We start from the raw sequence: 18,334 nt of genomic DNA, 5'->3' as shown, positions 1-18,334 counted from the left end.
CCGTCGGTGACGTAGGGGCCGAAGCGACCGTCCTTGATGCTCATGGGTTTGCCCGAGACATCGTTGTCACCCAGCATCTTCAGCGGCGGTTTGGCGGCGGCGCGCCCGCGGCGCTTCGGCTCCGCGTAGATGCGGCGGGCCTCCTCGAGGGTGATGTCGAAGATCTGGTCCTCGCTGGCCAGGGAGCGCGAGTCGCTGCCCTTCTTCAGGTACGGCCCGTAGCGGCCGTTCTGGGCCGTGATCATCTCGTTGTCCGAGGGGTCGACACCCACTTCGCGCGGCAGGGAAAGCAGCTTGAGGGCCTCCTCCAGCGTCACACTCGACGGCTCCATGGAGCTGAACAGCGACGCGGTCGCGGGCTTGAGCTGCTCCTCCACCAGCTCCTCGACGCGCTTCTCCTTCTGCGCGGCGGCCGTCTTGGTCTCCCAGTTCTTCGCCCGCTTGCCCTCCTCGGCGCGCTGCCTGTCCTCGGCGGCCCGCTCCTCGGCGACGACCTCCTCGGCCCGGGCCTCGGCGCGCTCCCGCTCGTCATCCCTGACCAGCTCGGTGACGTAGGGCCCGTAGCGGCCCTCCCGTGCGACGACCATCCGGCCGTTGGCCGGGTTCTCCCCCAGCTCCCGGCCGGAACGCGGGGTGGCGAAGAGTTTCTCCGCCATCTCCAGGGTGATCTCGTCCGGGGTGGCGGACTCGGGCAGGTTGGCCCGCTGGTACTCGGGCTCACCGGCATCGTCGGTGCCCACGCGACGCTCGATGTAGGGCCCGTAGCGGCCCACGCGGACGTAGACGGTGCGCCCCTCGGAGTCGTCGAAAAGCCTCAGCGAATTGGCCTCGCGGGCGTCGATGTTTTCGAGGTTGTCCTCAATGATGTGCTTCAGCCCGCCGCGGCGCGCGACGGCCTCCGCCATGTTGTCGTCAGCGTCGGCGTCGCCGAAGTAGAAGCCGGTGAGCCACTCGGTGCGGTTTTCGTTGCCGTGGGCGATCTCGTCGAGCTCGTCCTCCATGGAGGAGGTGAAGTCATAGTCCACGAGGGCGTCGAAGTTGTTCTCCATCAGGCCGATGACCGAGAAGGCGACCCAGGTGGGCACGAGCGCGTTGCCGCGGGCAGCGACGTAGCCGCGGTCCTGGATCGTCTTGATGATCGACGCGTACGTCGACGGACGGCCGATGCCGAGCTCCTCCATCTTCTTCACAAGGCTCGCCTCGGTGTAGCGCGCCGGAGGGTTGGTGGAGTGGCCGTCGGCGGTGACCTTCACCGTGGTGAGCGCGTCACCGTCCGCCAGACGCGGCAGGTGCGTCTCGGAGTCGCCGGCGTCCGAGTACGCGCGCATCCAACCCGGGAAGGTGATGGTGCGGCCGGTGGCGGCGAACTCGGCGCGCTCACCGGTGCTGGCGGTGCCCGCGACGGTGAGCTTCATGGAGGTTCCGCGCAGGTCGCTCATCTGCGAGGCGACGGTGCGCTGCCAGATCAGCTCGTAGAGCTTGAACTCCTCGGCGTCGAGGGTGCTGGCGAGCTGGCCGGGCGTCGCAAAGCGCTCACCCGCGGGGCGGATGGCCTCGTGGGCCTCCTGCGAGTTCTTCACCTTGCGGTCGTAGACGCGCGGCGACGCACTGACGTAGTCCGTTCCGTAGAGCTCGGTCGCCGCGGAGCGTGCCGCGTCGAGGCCTTGCTTGGACAGGGCGGTCGAGTCCGTACGCATGTAGGTGATGTGGCCGTTTTCGTAGAGCCTCTGCGCGATGCGCATCGTGCGCGCCGAGGTGAAGTGCAGCTTGCGGCCGGCCTCCTGCTGGAGCGTGGAGGTCATGAACGGGGGGTAGGGCCGGCGGGTGTACGGCTTCTCCTCCACCCTGGTCACCGACATGGCGGTGCCCTTCAGGCCCTCGGCGAGGGCCTCTGCCGCGGGCTGGTCCACGACGTAGACCCCGGAGGACTTGACGCGGCCCCGGTCATCGAAGTCGCGGCCCTGGGCGACGCGTTTGCCGTCCACCCCGACGAGCTTCGCCTCGAACTCCTCGGCGGACTGTCCGGGCGCGAGGGTAGCGGAAAGGTCCCAGTATTCGGCGGGGATGAAGGCCATGCGCTCGCGCTCCCGCTCGACGATGACCCGGGTGGCCACCGATTGCACGCGGCCGGCGGACAACCGCGGCATGACCTTCTTCCACAGGACCGGGGAGACCTCGTAACCGTAGAGGCGGTCGAGGATGCGGCGCGTCTCCTGGGCATCCACGAGATCCATGTCTAGCTCGCGCGTGCTCTCCGCGGCCTCCCGGATCGCGGCCTCGGTGATCTCGTTGAACACCATCCGCTCCACGGGGACCTTCGGCTTCAGCGTTTCCAACAGGTGCCAGGCGATTGCCTCGCCCTCGCGGTCGGGGTCTGTCGCGAGAAGGAGCTTGTCGGACTGCTTGAGCTTGTCCTTGAGGTCGGCGACCTTCTTCTTCTTGTCCGGGCTGATGACGTAGATCGGGGCGAAACCCTCCTCCGGGTTCACGCCGAGCTTGGCCCAGGGCTCCTTCTTGTACTTCGCGGGAATGTCCGCGGCGCGTCCGGGAAGATCGCGGATGTGACCCACCGAGGCCTCGACGATGTAGTCGCCGCCCAGGTACTTCTGGATCTTTTTGGCCTTCGTCGCCGACTCCACGATGACGAGGGTCTTGCCGTTGTCTGCCACGCCGGGTGACACCTCTCTTCTCTGTCCGATCTGCGCCTTATATTAAGGACGCATCCTTGGCCACCACCATATTGGCGGGCTCCGAGGGGCTGGCCGCGCAGAAAGTCAAAACTCACTTCTTTCTATCAGACAACTATCACGCGTACGCCGACTAGCGGAAATATGCTTGCTCATCACGCGGGTCATTACACTCGTCTGAGGGCCGCCGCGCAGCCCCCGTCCGGCCCGGAAGGAGCACAACCGCAGTGATCGATTCGATGATCCACTTCCTCGAGCAGCTGATGCAGATGACCATCTTCTATCCGCTGGTCAGCCTGCTCATCGTGAGCGACGCGCTTGCGCCCGTGGTTCCCTCCGAGTCGGTGCTCAACCTGGCCGGCGCCTTCTCCGCCTCGCGGGGCGTCCCGGACGTCTGGGGCGTCATCGGTGCGGCCGTCATCGGCGCGATCATCGGTGACAACATCTGTTTCCGCCTGGGCAAGAGGATGATCAAGGTGGTTGACCGCCTCGACCCGAAGTCCAAGGCCGGTGTCTCCATCGCGTGGGTGCGGCGCAACATGAACCGCGGCGCAGGCGCGACGATCATCGTCGCCCGCTTCCTCCCCTGGGCGCGCTGGGTGGCCACGATCGTCCTCGGCTCCGTCGGGTACAACTGGGCGGCCTTCTTCATCTATGACACGATCGGCGTGCTCATCTGGGCCTGCCTCGGGGTCGGGGTGGGTTACCTGGGTGGCTCGCTCTTCGCCAACTTCCCCCTGCTGGCGATGGTCGTCGGTGTGACGCTGGGCTCGCTGGTGGGGTTGGTGATCCAGAAAGCACAGGGGTGGCTCTTCGACTGGAACGACGTGCGTCGCGGAGTCTCGGCCATCTAGCTCCCGTCCGTCTCTCTCCTGGCGGCAGCGCCATCGCGGGAAGGCACAAAAAATCCCCCTGCCCTCGGGGGGCGGGGGGATTATTCAGGTTCGAGCCTAGATGGGGCGAACGTCCTGGGCCTGCGGGCCCTTGGTGCCGTCGCCGACCTCGAACTCGACCTGCTGGTTCTCCTCGAGGGTGCGGAAGCCCGCGCCCTTGATCTCGGAGTAGTGCACGAAGACATCAGCCGATCCATCGTCGGGAGCGATGAAGCCGAAGCCCTTTTCCGCGTTGAACCACTTGACAGTTCCTGTAGCCATGTTTGTACCTTTCAAAAAATTGCTGGCAACGAACGGTCTCTCGATCACCAGGCCTGAAAGGACCTGGTGCCCGCGTAAACAAAAACCCACGAGCACCCTCTAAGGCGCGCACAGAATCTGCGACCAAGAAGCATTATGCCAGGGATATCCGATTTCCGCCAGGGGGGTGGCATAATTCTTCGAATCCACAGCCGCGACCGGGGGTAGAACCCATGCTCACACCAGACCATTCCCTGGGTGCGGAGCTCATCTCCGCCCTCCATGCCCGCTTTCCCACCTCCCGCATCACGCACGTCGAACACCGCCCCGCCACCCCCGCCAGTTGGGCGCCGTGGCCCGACTGGATCGACGGGGGTATCAGGCAATCGCTTCTCGACGCCTCCATCACCCGGCTCTACACCCACCAGGCGCGCACCGCCCAGCTCGCCTGGAAGGGCCGCGACGTGGTGGTGGCCACCGGGACGTCGTCAGGCAAGTCCCTCGGATACCAGCTCCCCGTCCTCACCGCCCTCGCGCGTGACGAGACGGCCTGCGCGATGTACCTCACCCCCACCAAGGCGCTCGGCTCCGACCAGGTCCACGCCGCCGGCGCCCTCGCGCCCGCGGGGGCGCACCCCGCCCCCTACGACGGGGACACCCCCGTGGAGGCCCGCCCGGCGATCCGGGAACAGAGCCGGTTCATCTTCACCAACCCCGACATGCTCCACGCCGGCATACTCGCGAACCACGCCCGCTGGGCGCGACTTTTCCGCCACCTGAAATACGTGGTGGTCGACGAGTGCCACACCTACCGGGGTGTGTTCGGCGCCAACGTGGCCCTGGTGCTGCGCCGCCTGCTCCGCCTGGCGGCCGCCTACGGGTCGCGTCCCACCCTGATCTTCGCCTCCGCCACCGCCGCCGACCCCGCCGGGCAGGCGTCGCGTCTGTGCGGCCGCGACGTTGTCGCGGTGACCGAGGACGGTGCCCCCACCGGTGAGCGCACCATCGCGCTGTGGGAACCCGGTTTCATCGACGGCGCGGAGGGTGAGAACGGTGCTCCCGTGCGCCGCGCCGCCACGACGGAGGCAGCCTCGGTCATGTCCGCGCTGGTCCTCGACGGTGCGCGGACCCTCACGTTCGTCCGCTCCCGGCGCGCCGCTGAGCTGGTGGCGATGCGCGCCCAGGAGGACCTGGTCGCGGCCGGCCGCGCGGACTTCGCCCAGCGGGTCGCCTCCTACCGCGCCGGCTACCTGGCGGAGGACCGCCGCCGTCTGGAGCGTGCGCTCGACGACGGGGATCTCCTCGGGCTGGCCACCACCAACGCCCTCGAACTGGGCATCGACGTCGGCGGCCTGGATGCTGTGGTGATGGCCGGTTTTCCGGGCACGGTCGCGTCATTCCGGCAGCAGGCGGGCCGGGCGGGGCGGCGGGGGCAGGCATCCGTTGTGGTGATGGTGGCCCGCGACGAGCCGATGGACACCTACCTGGTCAACCACCCGGAGGCGCTGCTCGGGCGCCCGGTGGAAAACAGCGTGTTCAACCCTTCCAACCCCTACATACTGCGGGGGCACATGTACTGCGCGGCCGTGGAGAAACCCCTCACCCCGGCCGATGTGGAGGCCTTTGGCGCCCGGGGGGTCGTTGACGGCCTCACCCGGGACGGGTACCTCCGCGCGCGCCCGAAAGGGTGGTTCGCCGCACCCAGGCTGGACGCTGAACTCGCCCCGGAAACCGCGCACGCCTCGGTGAGCCTCCGCGGCGGCACAGGGTCGGAGGTCATGATCGTCGACATTTCCGACGGCCGCCTGCTCGGCACCGTCGACGCGGGCCGCGCGGCAAGCCAGGTTCACGACGGCGCGGTGTACATCCACCAGGGCGAGCACTTCGTCATCGATTCCCTCGACTTGGACGACTACATCGCCCTGGCGCGTCCGGAAACCCCCGACTACTCCACGCAGGCCCGCTCCACGACCGAGATCACCATCCTGGGCGAGGCCACCGCCCGGGTGAACCCGTCACCGGGGCTCTGGGTGGCCAACGTCGACGTGGAGGTGATCGACCGCGTCACGGGGTACGTGGTGAGGCTGTCCGACGGCACCGTTTCGGAGCACATCCCCCTCGATCTGCCGGAGCAGCGCCTGGTCACCCGCGCGGTGGCGTACACGGTCGATCCCCTGGCTCTCGAGGCGATGGGGATCTCCGCGGGGGAGGTCCCCGGCGCCCTGCACGCGGCGGAGCACGCCGCCATCGGTCTCCTGCCGCTGCTGGCGACATGCGACCGGTGGGACATCGGCGGCGTCTCCACCGCACTGCACCAGGACACCCTCCTGCCGACGGTGTTCGTCTACGACGGCCACCCCGGGGGAGCCGGTTTCGCCGACGAAGGCTACGCCCGCTTCCACGAGTGGATCTCCGCGACCTACAAGGCAGTGAAGTCCTGCGCCTGCGAGTCCGGCTGTCCGTCCTGTGTGCAGTCGCCGAAGTGCGGTAACGGCAACCAGCCGCTGGACAAGCGCGCCGCACTCGCGCTGCTCGGCGCGCTGGTGAGCATGACCGGCGGGTGGGAGGGCGCCACCGGCCGGCCCCGCTAGAGCGGGCCCGCGCGTGCCGAGGCGCTGCGGCTGCCGACCCGGGCCGTAACCACGACATCGGGCGGGTGCTCGGTGCATGACTCCATCCGCGCTCCGTTGTCGCGGGCGGTGCGCTCGGCTGCGCGGCACGGGTCAAACCCCTGGTAGAGGGCCGTGGCCGCCGCGACCGCCGCGAGGTCGGCGGCACCCCGCGCCCTGTGCGTGTCCACGACGCGGGCGCCCAGCCCTGCTACCACGAGCAACAGGCTCACCACCGCAGCAATGATGCCGGCCGAGGTGACGGTCGCGTACCCCTCGTCCCCGCCCAGGCGGCCCCTCACCGGAACTCCACCGGGTAAGTGGCCCGGGCGGAGACATCCATGAGGGCCCCGGGGACCCGGGCGGTGACGGTGACCTGGCCGCCTGCCTCGCTGACATCGACGGAGCCACGGGGTGCGTCGTAAGCCACTCCGATGGCGTGGGAGCGGGCCGCCGCACCGGCAATGTCCACGGCAGCGATGTAGGCCGCCATGGTGGTGATGCCGGCGATGGCGGCGGCCGCCACGGTGACCAGGACTGACAGGGACAGGGCGGCCTCGACGGTGACGGAACCGGTGTCGTCGGAAAGCATTAGCCCGGTTTGTTGTTCAGCGCGTCGGTGATCACTCCCTCAATAGCGGAGACCACCCCGTTGCCGTTGACAACCATGTAGAGCACCCCGGCCAGCGCGGCGGCGGCCAGCGAGCCGAAGGCGTATTCGATGGTGGACATTCCGCGGTCGTTGGACAATGCGGCGAGGCGAGCGAAGGCGTGGGCGGTGAGGTGGGCGGTGACATGGTCAATTGGTCGGATCACGGAGATTCTCCTTTTCGGTGGTGTGTCAGGTGGTGTGTCAGGTGAGAGTTCCGGCCAAGCCGATGACCACGGGCGCGAGCCCGAGCACGAAAAAGGCCGGGAGGAAGAAGGCGGTCAAGGGGATGGCAATGAGGACCCCGGCTCGCTCGGCCCTGGCCGTGGCAACGTCGGAGGCATCCTCGCGCAGACCCGCGGCGATGCGTTCACACCCCACCGCGACGGCCGCACCCGAGGTGCCGGAGAGCGCAACCAGGGCGGCCAGCTCGGCCCCGCCGGGGAGGCGGTGCATGTGTGCCCAGGCCCGCTCGGGTTCAGCACCGAGCACCGTGAGCGCGGCTGCGGTTCGCCACATCCCGGGTACTTCCCCGTCATCCCCGTCGTACGATTCGGCGACGGCCGCCGCGGCGGAGGCGGCGGGCAGCCCGGCGCGGAAACAGGCGGCGAAGAGGTCGAGGTCGCTAGCGACTCGGTGGCTCTCAACCTTGAGCGCGGTGTGAGCCCGGGAAGCGGGGAACCGGTGCGGGACCGGCCCATCCCTCGGGCTCTTCGGCGGAGACACCCTCCCGCCGGGCCCCGCCACCGGGACGCACAGGGCGGCCGCGGTGAAGATTGCGGGTACCAGAGTGCTCATGATGCGGCCCCCGAAATGATGCGGGCGCAGGCGAGGAATCCGGCGCACACGAGTGTTGTGCCGCCGAGCAGCAACCACCCACCCACCCCGTCACCCAGGAGAACCCGGAGGGGGTCCGCGCCCATTGCGGTACCCATCGCGATTCCCGCCAGGGGAAGGGCGGAAAGGACCACCGCCGTTGTCTTCGGACCGGCCAGGGCGGCTTCGGTCGCGGCTCGGTGACGCTGCCTCTGGTCCAGGCGGTCGCGTGCGCGCACGAGGAGATCCGCGATCGGGAGCCCGCGCGAGGTCGCCAGGCCCCATAATGCGCCCACTTCCCGCAGCTCGGGGGCGGATGCCGCGCGCAGGGCCTCCTCCGGAGCACCACCCAGGCGGGTGGTGGCGACTGCGCGCCTGATGTCGTCACGCAGCGCCGCGGGGGCGGCGGGGGGAAGGTGCTCGGCGGCGCGTGAGGTGGCATCCGCGAGCTGGGCGCCCGCCCGGAGATTGGTCACGAGGTGGCCGAGGAACCCCGCCGTCACCTCCACCCGGCGTCCGGCCTCGGCGGCCTCCCTACGCTGCACCACGGTGTGAAGCACCGTCGCCCCGACCACGCAGGCCGAGAGGACCACAGGGACGCGGTCGAGCGCGATGACCCCCAGGGCCGCCGCGCCCACGAGGACGGGAATCCAGGCGGGCCCGACGGAGGGACCGCGCGCCCCCGCGACGCGCCGGGCGGGGCGCGGAACCGGCAGCACCGCGGCACAGGAAAAGAAGACCCACATCATGCCGCGTCCTCCCACATGACCCTCACCCCGACCGGGTTCCCCTCGAGCACCCCGATCTGGTGCAGTCGGCGGGTGCCGTCGGTGCGGCGCTTGACCACGATCACGTAGTCCACCGCGGCCGCCAGCTGGGAGTGCAGCCCCGCCCTGTCCAACCCGCCCAGGGCGGCGAGGGCCTCCAGGCGGGCGGGAACCTCGCCCACCGAGTTGGCGTGGAGGGTACCGGCCCCGCCGTCATGCCCGGTGTTCAGCGCGGCGAGGAGATCCACCACCTCCGCACCCCGGATTTCCCCGACGACAATTCTGTCGGGGCGCATCCGCAGTGCCTGGCGCACCAGGTCCGCGATGCTGATGCGGCCCACACCCTCGGCGTTGTCCCCCCGCGTGGTCAGGTTGATCACGTGCGGGTGATCCGGAGCCAGCTCCACCGTGTCCTCGATGGCGATGATCCGTTCATCCCGCCCCGCCTCGGCCAGCATTGCCGACAGCAGGGTGGTCTTCCCCGCTCCCGTTCCCCCGACCACCAGGAAGGACTTCCTCTCCGCCACGATGCGCCTCAGCATCCCCACCTGCTCCCCGTCGATCGAACCGGCCGCGTGCAGCTGGTTGAGGGTTGTTGTGGTGCCCCGCAGGACGCGCAGGGATATGCATGTCCCCACCTGCGCCGTGGGGGCGAGGACTGCGTGGAAGCGAAGGATCGCCCCGTCGGGCCGGGCGACATGGCCGTCGCAGTACGGCTGGGCATCGTCGAGCCGCCTGCCGCACCCCGCCGCGAGACGGGAGGCGAGACTGCGCACCTCGCCATCGGAGGCGAAGCGCACGGGGGAAAGCTCCAGACCCCGTCCGCGGTCCACGTACACCGCGTCCGGTCCGTTGACGCACACGTCCGTGACCTCCTCCCCGGCAAGGAGGGGCTCAAGGGCACCGGCGCCGGCGGTGTTGTCACGAAGTGTCCGCATGATGTCCAGCACGTCGACATCGCTGATCACCACGGCCTCCTCGCGCACGATGGCGGCCAGTCGCGCCGGATCCGGCGTGCAGGGCTCGTCCGCGAGGCGGCGTCGCACGCGTTCGAGGATGTCGCCGCTCACAGGCCCGCCTCCTGCAACACGGCGGCCGCCGCGCGCCCGAGAGAACGGGGAAGGCGGGCGGGCAGGCCCGCCGTCTCGACGGTGCGGCTGAGGCGGGTGATATCGCCCACCTCCGCCACCACCCCCGCCCGCGCGATGTGTTCGACCTCCTCCCGCGTCAGCGAGGACCACCCGCGGTGACGCAGAACCAGGGCGGCCGGGGTGCCCGATGCCGCGCATTCGGCGACTATCCGCGTGGCCGCGGCGGCCCCGCGCACCTCCGACGGGGTCACCACCACCGCTAGGTCGCAGCGGGCCGGCAGGAGCGCGACCGGGGCGTCCACGACTGCCAGCCCTCCCCCCGCCACCGCGGTGACGAGGCGCTCAACGGCCGGTTTATCAACCGAGTAGGGGTCGCTGATGGTGGTGCGCGGATACGTCAGCACGGCGATCCCGTCGCGGGTCGCGGGTAATGCCCGTCGCACGTCCGCCCGGTCCACCGCGCCCTCCCCGAGAACTATTTCGCCCCACCGGGCACCGGGTTCGTCCTCGATCCCGAGCAGCAGGTCGAGCCCGCCGGAGTAGCGGTGGGCGTCGATAAGCGTCGGCTCGAGGTCCCTGCCGGCGACGCGGCTTATCGACGCCCCAAGGGTCGATGCCCCCACCCCGCCGGCCGCCCCGACAACCGCGATCACCCCACCCCCACCGCCCGGCGGTTCAGTTACGTTCAACGCACCGACCGCACGCAGGAGCTCCGCGGACTGCGCGGGCAGGACGAAGGAGGCCGCCGCCCCCGGGACCCGGGCGTGCTCCGCATCTATGGAGGAGAGATCGCCTCCGAGGAGGAAGACCCCGCGCCGGGGAGGTAGTGCGGAGATCGCATCCGCGTAGGCGGCGTCGAGGAAGACCGCATGGGCACGCGCGAAGTGGCGGCGGAGGGTGTCGGGTCCGTCAGCCTCGATGATCGGGCGCCCCGTCGCGGCGGCGATATGGGTCGCTTCGGGGTGCAGGATGGGGTCCTCGATGGCGAGGAGCAGGGGATCTGCGGGTGTCGCGGTGGTCATGGGTCCACCCTCGCGTGCCCGGGCGGGCCGCACAACGGCCCATCTGCGTGTCTGTGGATAACCCCTCATATGGGTGACCCGTCACGTTTCCCCTGTGGACAGAGCACCGGGCATAAGGGACGGCCCGCGCCTCGGGGGGGGGTGTGCGCGGGCCGTCGATAACCCGGCCTCGGGGGGAGGGCCGGAGCAGGCCACACTGTATATCGGGGCCGTGCACCCATAAGTATTGCACACGGGCCAAAACACAGGCAAGAATCCGTGGCACATCACCTACCGGATTTTTCCTGACCCTTCCGACACATGCGCCACACACGCCACGCGCGCTCGCCTTCCGTCGCCCCGCGCGGCGGTCTACACTACGGTGGCATGACCCCACGTGACGGTGCCGCCCGGACGGATTCCACGGAATCAGGCCTCGCGCTGCGCCCCACCGCGGCGTTTTTCGACCTCGACAAAACCATCATCGCCACCTCCTCGGCCTTCGCCTTCGGCCGCGAGTTCCTCAGCAACGGCTTGATCAGCAAGCAGGACGCCCTCGGCATCTCCCTGTCCAAGGCCTCCTACATGTTCAACGGGCATTCAAGCGAGCAGATGGACGCCACGCGCGATTCCCTCACCCAGATGGTGGCCGGCTGGTCCGTCGAGGAGATCGACCGGATCACCACGGAGACCATGCACCACGTGGTCACACCGGCGATCTACGCGGAGGCCCGCGATCTCATCGACCACCACCGCCGCGAGGGGCGCGAGGTGATCATCATCTCCGCCTCCGCGTCGATCCTCGTCGAGCCCATCGCCCGGGAGCTCGGGGTGGACACTGTCGTGGCCACGGAAATGGAGGTCGTGGACGGCAAGCTCACCGGGCAGATCACCCGGTACCTGAAGGGCGGCGCCAAAGCGGAGGCCGTCGCCGAGTTCGCCACCTCGCACGGGTTCGACCTCGCGCACAGCTACGCCTACTCCGACTCCTCCACCGACATTCCCATGCTGGAGATGGTGGGCCACCCGGTGGCCGTCAACCCCGACCGCGCGCTGCGCAAGCACGCACTGAAGAACGGGTGGGAGATCCAGCTGTTCAAGAACCCGGTGCCCCTGATCCAGATGCCCAATGCCCGGGAGGTCGGCATCGGCGCCGGCGTGGTCGCCGGAGTCACCGCGCTGACCGCCGCCGGGATCTGGCTCGCCCAGCGCCTCCTCCGTGAAAACCACGGTGAAGACAGCGCGTGACACGCGGTGCGGGTGTGCTCCCGGTGGAGGCTCTGCGCGTCATCCCACACACGTAACAGGTTTATTTAAGATTGGCTGGGTGACGCCTTCGTTCCGAGGGCGGTGTTAAAGTAAAGGCCGTTGTTGCGGTCTTACCGGCAACGAGCGCGCGCCCCAAGAAAGGTAATGAGGAAAATGAGCAACAAAGGCCTGTACACGGACGGTTCCACGGCGGTCTCCGCCAAGGTCGAGTCGATCCCTCTCCGGGACACCGGGGTTACCCAGCCCGACCAGGACTCCCTGGGCACCCTCGTGTCCAACGCGACCGAGCAGATGTCCACGCTCGTGCGCAGCGAGATCGAGCTGGCCAAGACCGAGGTGATCGGAGAGGTGAAGAAGGGTGCCGTCGGAGGCGGCCTGTTCGCCGCCGCCGGTGTCATTGCCCTGTACTCCACCTTCTTCTTCTTTTTCTTCGTCGCGGCACTCCTCCACCTCGTGATGCCCTGGTGGGCCGCGTTCCTCGTTGTCTTCCTGATCATGCTCGCCCTTGCGGGGGCCCTCGCCTTCTTCGGCCTGAAGAAGATCAAGAAGATGCGCGCGCCGGAAAAGACGATCTCCTCCGTCAACGAGCTGAAGAACCTCGTCCCGGGCAAGGCCCAGAAGAACCTCGAGGAGGACCGCAGCGGGCTGTACACCCACGCCGCCGGCCGTGCCTCGGTCTCCGACAACGCCTCCCGCGCCCGCGTCACGGAGCGCAGCGGCTCCACTGCCGTCGACCTGGACAAGTAGACCGCCTGGGCCGGCTGGCCCGCACCCGGTAAGACCCCCGCCCGCGACCTCCCCCGAGGCGCGGGCGTTTTCCATGAACATTCCCCCGCGCGACGGGGGTTCGGCCGGCGCACCCGAACGGGACCGCCGAAATTCCCTGCAGACCGAGTCAAACCCAACGAGGAGGACGGACATGGCGAAAACGGGCCGCTCCCCCAAGACAGTCGAACTCGAGGGGCCGTACGCCCACCAGATGCTCCACACCCGGGGGCTGCGGCTCCACGCCGCGACGGCGGGAGACCCCTCCGGTCCCCTCGTGCTTCTGCTGCACGGAACTTTCGGCGGCTGGTTCGATTTCGCGGATATTCTCGAGCCCCTCGCCGCCCGGGGGTTCCACGTCGCGGCGCTGGACATGCGCGGGTACGGCATGTCCGACAAACCGGCCCAACGCGGCGGGGACGAGACGCTCCTGGCCGTAGGCGACGTCAAGGGGGCGATCGCGACGCTCGGCCACCGCAGCGCGGTGCTCGCCGGGGCGGACACGGGTGGTTCCGTCGCCTGGGCCACCGCCGCGGCACACCCCGGCCTCGTCGCGGGCCTCGTCTCCGTCTCGGCGGCCCACCCCGCGGACCTGCGCCGCTCCATGGCGAGCCACCCCTGGGATTTCCTCCCCCTGCTCGGCCGCCTCGCGCTGTCGCGGTTGCCCGCGGGCGCGTTTCCCTCCGGGGCGAAAGAGCGCGCCTACCGCCGCAACCTGCTGCTTAACACGGACGGGGGCTTCCACGGCACCGGGCGCTTCGACAGTACCCTCGACCTGCGCCTCCGCGCCTCCGAAATTGACAGCGCCGGCCCCTATATCGCCGCCAACACCCGCCTGCTCACCCGCCGCGCGCCCGCGGGCCCCGTCACCGCACCCACGCTCTTGCTGCACGCGCCCCTCGCCCTGTGGGGCCCGGTGGCCACCCGCCAGCGTCGCCGCCTCCGCGGGCCGGTGACGGAGGCCAGCATCGAGGGGACAAAGAACCTTCCGCACATCGAAAGACCCGCGGCGTTCGCGGAGACCGTCGCACGCTTTGCGACGTCCCTCCGGCCGCCCCGCCCCTAGCGGCCGGCCCCGTCAGCGCGCTACGCACTCCCCCGTGCCCACCGGCTGCGTCAACCCGGTGACGTCGCCGATGCCGTCCAGCACCTGACGGGCCGTGAGGGCGTACCCGGTCTCCGAGCTGTCCACCGAGGCACCGAAGATCACCCCGGCCACCTCACCGGCGGGGGTGAGCACCGGCCCGCCCGAGTTCCCCTGGCGGATGTTGCCGCGCAGCGTGTAGGCCTCGCGCTCCACCCGGCCGCTGGCGTAGATGTCGGGCCCGGCGATGTCGATCACGCCGCGGATGCGGGCCGGGGCGGCCTCGAAGGGCCCCGACTGAGGGAAGCCCATCACGACGGCGTCGTCGCCCGTGCCCAACTGCCCGTCCGCGAAGGGCAGCGGGTCGAGGCCGAGGCCCCCGGAGTGGAGGACCGCGATGTCGTCGCCGGGGTTGTAGTACACCACCGAGGCCTCCTTCACCCCGAGGACGGTGTCCAGCTCGACGGTGTTGGTGCCCGCGACGACGTGGGCGTTCGTCACCACGTAATCCTCCGCGGTGACGAACCCGGAGCCCATCAGGTGCCGGTCGCAGGTCTCCGCGTCGCCGATCACGTGGACCACGCTGGGCCGCACGCGGCGGACCATCAGGGGATCGATCGCACCTGCGTCGGGGGCGTCGACCTGGGCGCCGGTCGGGGTGTTGAAGGGTGAAACCAGAGGCGGCAGACCGGAGTCGTCGAGAAGCGCCGCGAAGCGCGCGGGGAGCGTCTCGACACCCGCGGGGGCCACCCGGTCGATGGCCGCGAGCAGACGGGAGTCGCGGATCCCCGCCCCCGCGGCACCGGGCACCGCCGAAGCGAGGGGGATGGACATGAACCACACCACAACCGCGATGACCAGCGCCTGCACCACCGCGCCGGCAGCGGAGTCCATCTTCTGGGTGGAGCGGAAGCGAGCCCGGTCCCTCAGCTGGGCCCCGATGAGCCCCCCGACGACGTTGCCCATGCCCGCGAAGAGCACGACCACCGCGAGCAGGAGCACCAGGCGCATCACGCGGGTCTCCGCCAGGCCCACGAGCAACGGTGCCAGGGCCAGACCGACCACCAGACCGGCGAAGATCCCCACCGCGGAGAGCACGACCGAGAAAATCCCCTGGCGCCAGCCGCTGAGGAAGGCGAGGAGGATCATCACGGCAATGACCCCGTCAACGATGAGATGCGCAGTCACGCTGTCCAGTGCTCCTTTGGCGGGTGAGTGGGTTCTTGATGTTACTACTGGGCCGCGACACGCACGGGGACCGCCGCTTGGGCGCGTGCCCTACAGGTGGCGCTCACCGTTACGCGAATTCTTCAGCGCGCTGCGCAGCGGGATCACGCGGTCGCTCGGCCACGGCTCGTTCCAGCCGGCGGCGTCGAAGAGGGCGTCGAGAAGCGCGCCCGTGAACCCCCAGATGAGGTAGCCGTTGACGGTGAAGGCGGGCCCGCTCCACCCGAGGATGCCCACCTGGAGGCGGTTGGCGGGGTCGAGGAGCTCCGAAAGCGGGGCGAAGAAGACGTCGTCCGTTTCTGCGGAGCTTGCCGGGTAGGGGCTGCCGGGAGAGGGCGAGTAGGCCAGAACCGGACGCACCGCACGCTTGCTGCCCCCGGTGGTCACGGTGTCGAGGGTGGCCAGGGGCGTGACGCGGGAGCGCTCCAGCCCCGTCTCCTCCCACGCCTCCCGCAGCGCGGCATCCACCGGCCCGACATCTCCCGGGTCGATGTGGCCGCCCGGGAAAGCCATCTGCCCCGAATGGCTGCGCAACGTGGGTGTGCGGTGGGTCACCAGCACCCCGGCATCACCGGGTCGCTCCCGGGCGGCGGCATCCCCCGAGAAGAGCATGAGCACGGCGGCCTCGTCCGGCGTGGATTTCTGGGCTACGCGCCGGGCCAGTTGATCGCGGACGTAGCGGGAGGTGGCCCCGGTTTCCAGGTTCCGCACCAGGGGCGCGAGCCAACCCGGCGCACCACCCGGCGTAAGGGTGATGTCCGCCACCTACACCACCTCCGCGACGGCCCGGTCGAGCTCGTCGACGCTGCGGAACGCGCGCGGGAAGACGGCCACCTTCGCGCCGTCGCGGAAAACCACGGTCACCGGGATGACACCGGGCAGGCCGAGGGCACCGGCGAAACGGTTGTCGTCGTCCTGGTAACTCGGCATACCCACGCCCAGATCGTTGAGCAACGCGGCCCCCTTGGCGGCACTCCGGTCCGCGTGCACGCCGACCACCGAGTAATCGGGGTGCTGGCGCGCGAACTGCTCAATCACCGGCAGCTCCTCCCGGCAGGGCTGGCACCACCAGGCCCAGACGTTGACCACCGTGATGCCGGCGCTTCCACCCTCGCCCACAGCCCCGCCCAGGCACGGCAGCGCCACTCCCCCGACGTCCGCCGCGGGACAGTCGGGGCGGACGTCGACGGGCTCGGCGCTTGTCGACGCCCCATTATCCGCCTTCCCCGCACCGCTTTGACCCGGCGTCGTCATGCCCGAGCGGAGGAGCACCAGCCCGCCGAGAAGAAGCATCGTGGCCGCCACGAGGGCGACCACGCTCCACACCATCGATCTGCGCACTAGATATCACCTTCCCCGGCGCCACCACCGGTCATCCGCAGGATGTGGTCCCGTTCCGGGCCCTTGACCAGCGCTCCGGCCTCGGCCGGCTCCGTCGGCCCGGCCCCGAAGCTCGGGCAGTCGAAGGCGATCGGGCAGGCACCGCACGCCGGCTTGCGGGCGTGGCACACCCGGCGGCCGTGGAAGATGATCCGGTGGGAGAACATGGTCCACTCCCGCCGCTCGATGAGCTCACCCACCGCGTACTCGATGCGCACGGGATCCGTCTCCGCGGTGAGCATGAGCCGGTGCGCGAGCCGCTGGAAGTGGGTGTCCACCGTCAATCCGGGGAGGCCGAAGACGTTGCCCCGCACGACATGGGCGGTCTTGCGGCCCACCCCGGGGAGGGTGACCAGGTCCTCGATGGCGGTGGGTACCTCGCCCCCGAAGTCGCTCACGAGCTTCTGCCCCAGCCCGACGAGGTTGGCGGCCTTGGAGCGGTAGAAACCGGTGGGGCGGATGATTTCCTCAACCACGGCCTGGTCGGCCGAGGCGTAGTCCCGCGCCGTGGTGTAGCGGGCGAACAGCTCCGGAGTTACCTGGTTGACCCTGACGTCCGTGGTCTGGGCTGACAGGACGGTGGCCACCAGCAGTTCAAGCGGGTTGGTGAAGTCGAGTTCCGCGTGGGCGTCGGGGAAGGCGGCGGCGAGGGTCCGGTTGATGCGCCGCGCCCGGCGCGTGCGGCCGAGGTCCGTTTCCCGCCCCTTCGCCGCCGGGTGCGAACCGGGGCGGCGGTGGCGCTGCGGGGTAAGGCCTGCGGCGCTCGCTTCAGTCATAGTGGTCACTATAGTGAGGCCCCGGGTAGCATCACACTCATGACCGTCCTGCTTGTTGCCGTCGTTCCGCTGGTTTTCGGCCTCTTCGCCGTGGCGATGGAGAAGATGGAATCCGCGGTTTTGGACATCTGACTATTTCCCGCTCTAGTGCAAAAATGCCACAATCCGCGCTCGATGTGACCTATATCCCAGCAAACTTTGGTAGGATCGTCGCTGTAATTGTGGCCGCCCCGCGACGCTCACGTGCCCTCGTGGCACTGTCTCACCCCGCGTGGTCTTCGGCGCGCCACGAGCGACAGACAACCTCACAGTAGGAGGACCCATGGAAGGTGTCCAGGACACCCTTGCCCGCGCCGGAATTTTCCAGGGCGTGGACCCCGCGGCCGTCTCCGCCCTCATCGCGGACATGGAAACCGCGACTTTCCCCCGCGGAACGACGATCTTCGAGGAAGGTGAGCCCGGCGACCGGCTCTACATCATCATCGAGGGCAAGGTGAAGCTCGCCCGCCACGCACCCGACGGGCGCGAGAACCTCCTCTCCGTGATGGGGCCCTCCGACATGTTCGGTGAGCTCTCCATCTTCGACCCGGGCCCGCGCACCTCCTCCGCCGTGTGCGTCACCGAGGTCACGGCGGCGACGATGAACTCGGAGATGCTCAAGCAGTGGATCGACAACCACCCGGAAATCTCCCAGCAGCTCCTCCGCGTGCTCGCCCGTCGCCTGCGGCGCACCAACGCCTCGCTCGCGGACCTCATCTTCACGGATGTCCCGGGCCGCGTGGCCAAGACCCTCCTGCAGCTGGCCAACCGCTTCGGCACCCAGGAGGGCGGAGCTCTCCGCGTGAACCACGACCTCACCCAGGAAGAGATCGCCCAGCTCGTGGGTGCCTCCCGCGAGACGGTGAACAAGGCCCTGGCCACCTTCGCCCACCGCGGCTGGATCCGCCTCGAGGGCAAATCCGTGCTCATCGTCGACACGGAGCACCTGGCCCGCCGCGCCCGGTAACCCCGTCTCCACGGCAAAACCCGCCCCTTCCGGCGAAGGGGCGGGTTAACTCGTTTGCGGGGGGCGGGCCGGGT

Annotated in this window: 19 protein-coding genes; 6 read left to right on the top strand and 13 right to left on the bottom strand. The window is 69.5% G+C overall.

Annotated elements, in window-relative coordinates; genetic code table 11:
* Positions 1–2,669 (bottom strand): type I DNA topoisomerase (gene topA / locus B3611_RS06920; protein WP_291314353.1); only part of this gene is annotated, 2,669 nt, incomplete at its 3' end.
* 245 nt (positions 2,670–2,914) lie between these two features.
* On the opposite strand from topA, the gene B3611_RS06915 reads away from it, so the two are divergent.
* Complete coding sequence (locus B3611_RS06915; protein ID WP_291314352.1) at positions 2,915–3,541, top strand: DedA family protein; 627 nt, start codon at positions 2,915–2,917, stop codon at positions 3,539–3,541.
* A gap of 96 nt (positions 3,542–3,637) precedes the next feature.
* On the opposite strand, the gene B3611_RS06910 is transcribed toward B3611_RS06915, so the two are convergent.
* Positions 3,638–3,841 carry a cold-shock protein gene (locus B3611_RS06910; RefSeq protein WP_291314351.1) on the bottom strand — a complete coding sequence of 68 codons (204 nt, stop codon included), beginning with the start codon at positions 3,839–3,841 and terminating at the stop codon, positions 3,638–3,640.
* A gap of 212 nt (positions 3,842–4,053) precedes the next feature.
* Here B3611_RS06910 and B3611_RS06905 point away from each other — a divergent pair, with 212 nt between their 5' ends.
* A complete protein-coding gene (locus B3611_RS06905; protein ID WP_291314350.1) occupies positions 4,054–6,411 on the top strand; it encodes a DEAD/DEAH box helicase in 2,358 nt (785 codons plus the stop codon).
* Here B3611_RS06905 and B3611_RS06900 read toward each other — a convergent pair.
* The 7 genes from B3611_RS06900 to ssd are packed head-to-tail and all read right to left on the bottom strand — an operon-like array spanning position 6,408 to position 10,774.
* Positions 6,408–6,731, bottom strand: a complete 324-nt coding sequence (locus B3611_RS06900; protein WP_291314349.1) for an Rv3654c family TadE-like protein — start codon at positions 6,729–6,731, stop codon at positions 6,408–6,410. The two genes, B3611_RS06905 and B3611_RS06900, sit on opposite strands and share 4 nt — an antisense overlap.
* Positions 6,728–7,021: a hypothetical protein gene (locus tag B3611_RS06895; protein ID WP_291314348.1), complete on the bottom strand. Its 294-nt coding sequence runs from the start codon at positions 7,019–7,021 to the stop codon at positions 6,728–6,730. The genes B3611_RS06900 and B3611_RS06895 overlap by 4 nt, the downstream gene beginning before the upstream one ends.
* Positions 7,021–7,233 carry a DUF4244 domain-containing protein gene (locus B3611_RS06890; protein WP_414646312.1) on the bottom strand — a complete coding sequence of 71 codons (213 nt, stop codon included), beginning with the start codon at positions 7,231–7,233 and terminating at the stop codon, positions 7,021–7,023. Before B3611_RS06890 ends, B3611_RS06895 begins: the two co-directional genes overlap by 1 nt.
* Positions 7,234–7,282: 49 nt before the next feature.
* A complete protein-coding gene (locus B3611_RS06885; protein WP_291314347.1) occupies positions 7,283–7,876 on the bottom strand; it encodes a type II secretion system F family protein in 594 nt (197 codons plus the stop codon).
* Positions 7,873–8,643 (bottom strand): type II secretion system F family protein, encoded by a 771-nt coding sequence (locus B3611_RS06880; RefSeq protein WP_291314346.1) that lies wholly within the window; start codon positions 8,641–8,643, stop codon positions 7,873–7,875. Before B3611_RS06880 ends, B3611_RS06885 begins: the two co-directional genes overlap by 4 nt.
* Complete coding sequence (locus B3611_RS06875) at positions 8,640–9,731, bottom strand: TadA family conjugal transfer-associated ATPase (protein ID WP_291314345.1); 1,092 nt, start codon at positions 9,729–9,731, stop codon at positions 8,640–8,642. Before B3611_RS06875 ends, B3611_RS06880 begins: the two co-directional genes overlap by 4 nt.
* Complete coding sequence (gene ssd, locus B3611_RS06870) at positions 9,728–10,774, bottom strand: septum site-determining protein Ssd (RefSeq protein WP_291314344.1); 1,047 nt, start codon at positions 10,772–10,774, stop codon at positions 9,728–9,730. The genes B3611_RS06875 and ssd overlap by 4 nt, the downstream gene beginning before the upstream one ends.
* A 366-nt stretch (positions 10,775–11,140) precedes the next feature.
* Here ssd and B3611_RS06865 point away from each other — a divergent pair, with 366 nt between their 5' ends.
* The 3 genes from B3611_RS06865 (at position 11,141) to B3611_RS06855 (ending at position 13,853) form a co-directional block, all read left to right on the top strand.
* Positions 11,141–12,001: an HAD family hydrolase gene (locus B3611_RS06865; protein WP_291314343.1), complete on the top strand. Its 861-nt coding sequence runs from the start codon at positions 11,141–11,143 to the stop codon at positions 11,999–12,001.
* A 174-nt stretch (positions 12,002–12,175) separates the two neighbouring features.
* On the top strand, positions 12,176–12,769 hold the full coding sequence (locus tag B3611_RS06860; RefSeq protein WP_291314342.1) for a phage holin family protein: 594 nt from the start codon (positions 12,176–12,178) through the stop codon (positions 12,767–12,769).
* 172 nt (positions 12,770–12,941) lie between these two features.
* A complete protein-coding gene (locus B3611_RS06855) occupies positions 12,942–13,853 on the top strand; it encodes an alpha/beta fold hydrolase (RefSeq protein ID WP_291314341.1) in 912 nt (303 codons plus the stop codon).
* A 12-nt stretch (positions 13,854–13,865) separates the two neighbouring features.
* Here the strand turns inward: B3611_RS06855 and B3611_RS06850 are convergent, their stop codons facing one another.
* The 4 genes from B3611_RS06850 to nth all read right to left on the bottom strand — a co-directional run bounded on the left by B3611_RS06850 (position 13,866) and on the right by nth (position 17,254).
* Positions 13,866–15,059 (bottom strand): MarP family serine protease, encoded by a 1,194-nt coding sequence (locus B3611_RS06850; RefSeq protein ID WP_291314340.1) that lies wholly within the window; start codon positions 15,057–15,059, stop codon positions 13,866–13,868.
* A gap of 90 nt (positions 15,060–15,149) precedes the next feature.
* Entirely contained in the window at positions 15,150–15,863 is a 714-nt protein-coding gene (locus tag B3611_RS06845) for an NUDIX hydrolase (protein ID WP_291314339.1), read from the bottom strand.
* On the bottom strand, positions 15,864–16,439 hold the full coding sequence (locus B3611_RS06840; protein WP_291314338.1) for a TlpA family protein disulfide reductase: 576 nt from the start codon (positions 16,437–16,439) through the stop codon (positions 15,864–15,866).
* Positions 16,439–17,254 carry an endonuclease III gene (nth, locus tag B3611_RS06835; RefSeq protein WP_291314337.1) on the bottom strand — a complete coding sequence of 272 codons (816 nt, stop codon included), beginning with the start codon at positions 17,252–17,254 and terminating at the stop codon, positions 16,439–16,441. The genes B3611_RS06840 and nth overlap by 1 nt, the downstream gene beginning before the upstream one ends.
* A gap of 322 nt (positions 17,255–17,576) precedes the next feature.
* On the opposite strand from nth, the gene glxR reads away from it, so the two are divergent.
* Positions 17,577–18,260 carry a CRP-like cAMP-activated global transcriptional regulator GlxR gene (gene glxR / locus B3611_RS06830; protein WP_291314336.1) on the top strand — a complete coding sequence of 228 codons (684 nt, stop codon included), beginning with the start codon at positions 17,577–17,579 and terminating at the stop codon, positions 18,258–18,260.
* Positions 18,261–18,334 lie beyond the last annotated feature (74 nt).

The sequence above is a fragment of the Corynebacterium sp. UBA2622 genome (assembly GCF_002339505.1).
Taxonomy (GTDB): Bacteria; Actinomycetota; Actinomycetes; order Mycobacteriales; family Mycobacteriaceae; genus Corynebacterium.
Note: the sequence above shows the minus strand (reverse complement) of the source record. Positions and strands in the feature narration are given on the sequence as shown.

What these genes read in the sequence shown, in the direction of transcription:
- B3611_RS06905 (WP_291314350.1), top strand. Translation starts at nt 4,054, where the DNA reads ATGCTCACACCAGACCATTCCCTGGGTGCGGAGCTCATCTCCGCCCTC.
- B3611_RS06885 (WP_291314347.1), bottom strand. Translation starts at nt 7,876, where the DNA reads ATGAGCACTCTGGTACCCGCAATCTTCACCGCGGCCGCCCTGTGCGTC.
- nth (WP_291314337.1), bottom strand. Translation starts at nt 17,254, where the DNA reads ATGACTGAAGCGAGCGCCGCAGGCCTTACCCCGCAGCGCCACCGCCGC.
- B3611_RS06865 (WP_291314343.1), top strand. Translation starts at nt 11,141, where the DNA reads ATGACCCCACGTGACGGTGCCGCCCGGACGGATTCCACGGAATCAGGC.
- B3611_RS06855 (WP_291314341.1), top strand. Translation starts at nt 12,942, where the DNA reads ATGGCGAAAACGGGCCGCTCCCCCAAGACAGTCGAACTCGAGGGGCCG.
- B3611_RS06910 (WP_291314351.1), bottom strand. Translation starts at nt 3,841, where the DNA reads ATGGCTACAGGAACTGTCAAGTGGTTCAACGCGGAAAAGGGCTTCGGC.
- B3611_RS06860 (WP_291314342.1), top strand. Translation starts at nt 12,176, where the DNA reads ATGAGCAACAAAGGCCTGTACACGGACGGTTCCACGGCGGTCTCCGCC.
- ssd (WP_291314344.1), bottom strand. Translation starts at nt 10,774, where the DNA reads ATGACCACCGCGACACCCGCAGATCCCCTGCTCCTCGCCATCGAGGAC.
- glxR (WP_291314336.1), top strand. Translation starts at nt 17,577, where the DNA reads ATGGAAGGTGTCCAGGACACCCTTGCCCGCGCCGGAATTTTCCAGGGC.
- B3611_RS06895 (WP_291314348.1), bottom strand. Translation starts at nt 7,021, where the DNA reads ATGCTTTCCGACGACACCGGTTCCGTCACCGTCGAGGCCGCCCTGTCC.
- B3611_RS06880 (WP_291314346.1), bottom strand. Translation starts at nt 8,643, where the DNA reads ATGATGTGGGTCTTCTTTTCCTGTGCCGCGGTGCTGCCGGTTCCGCGC.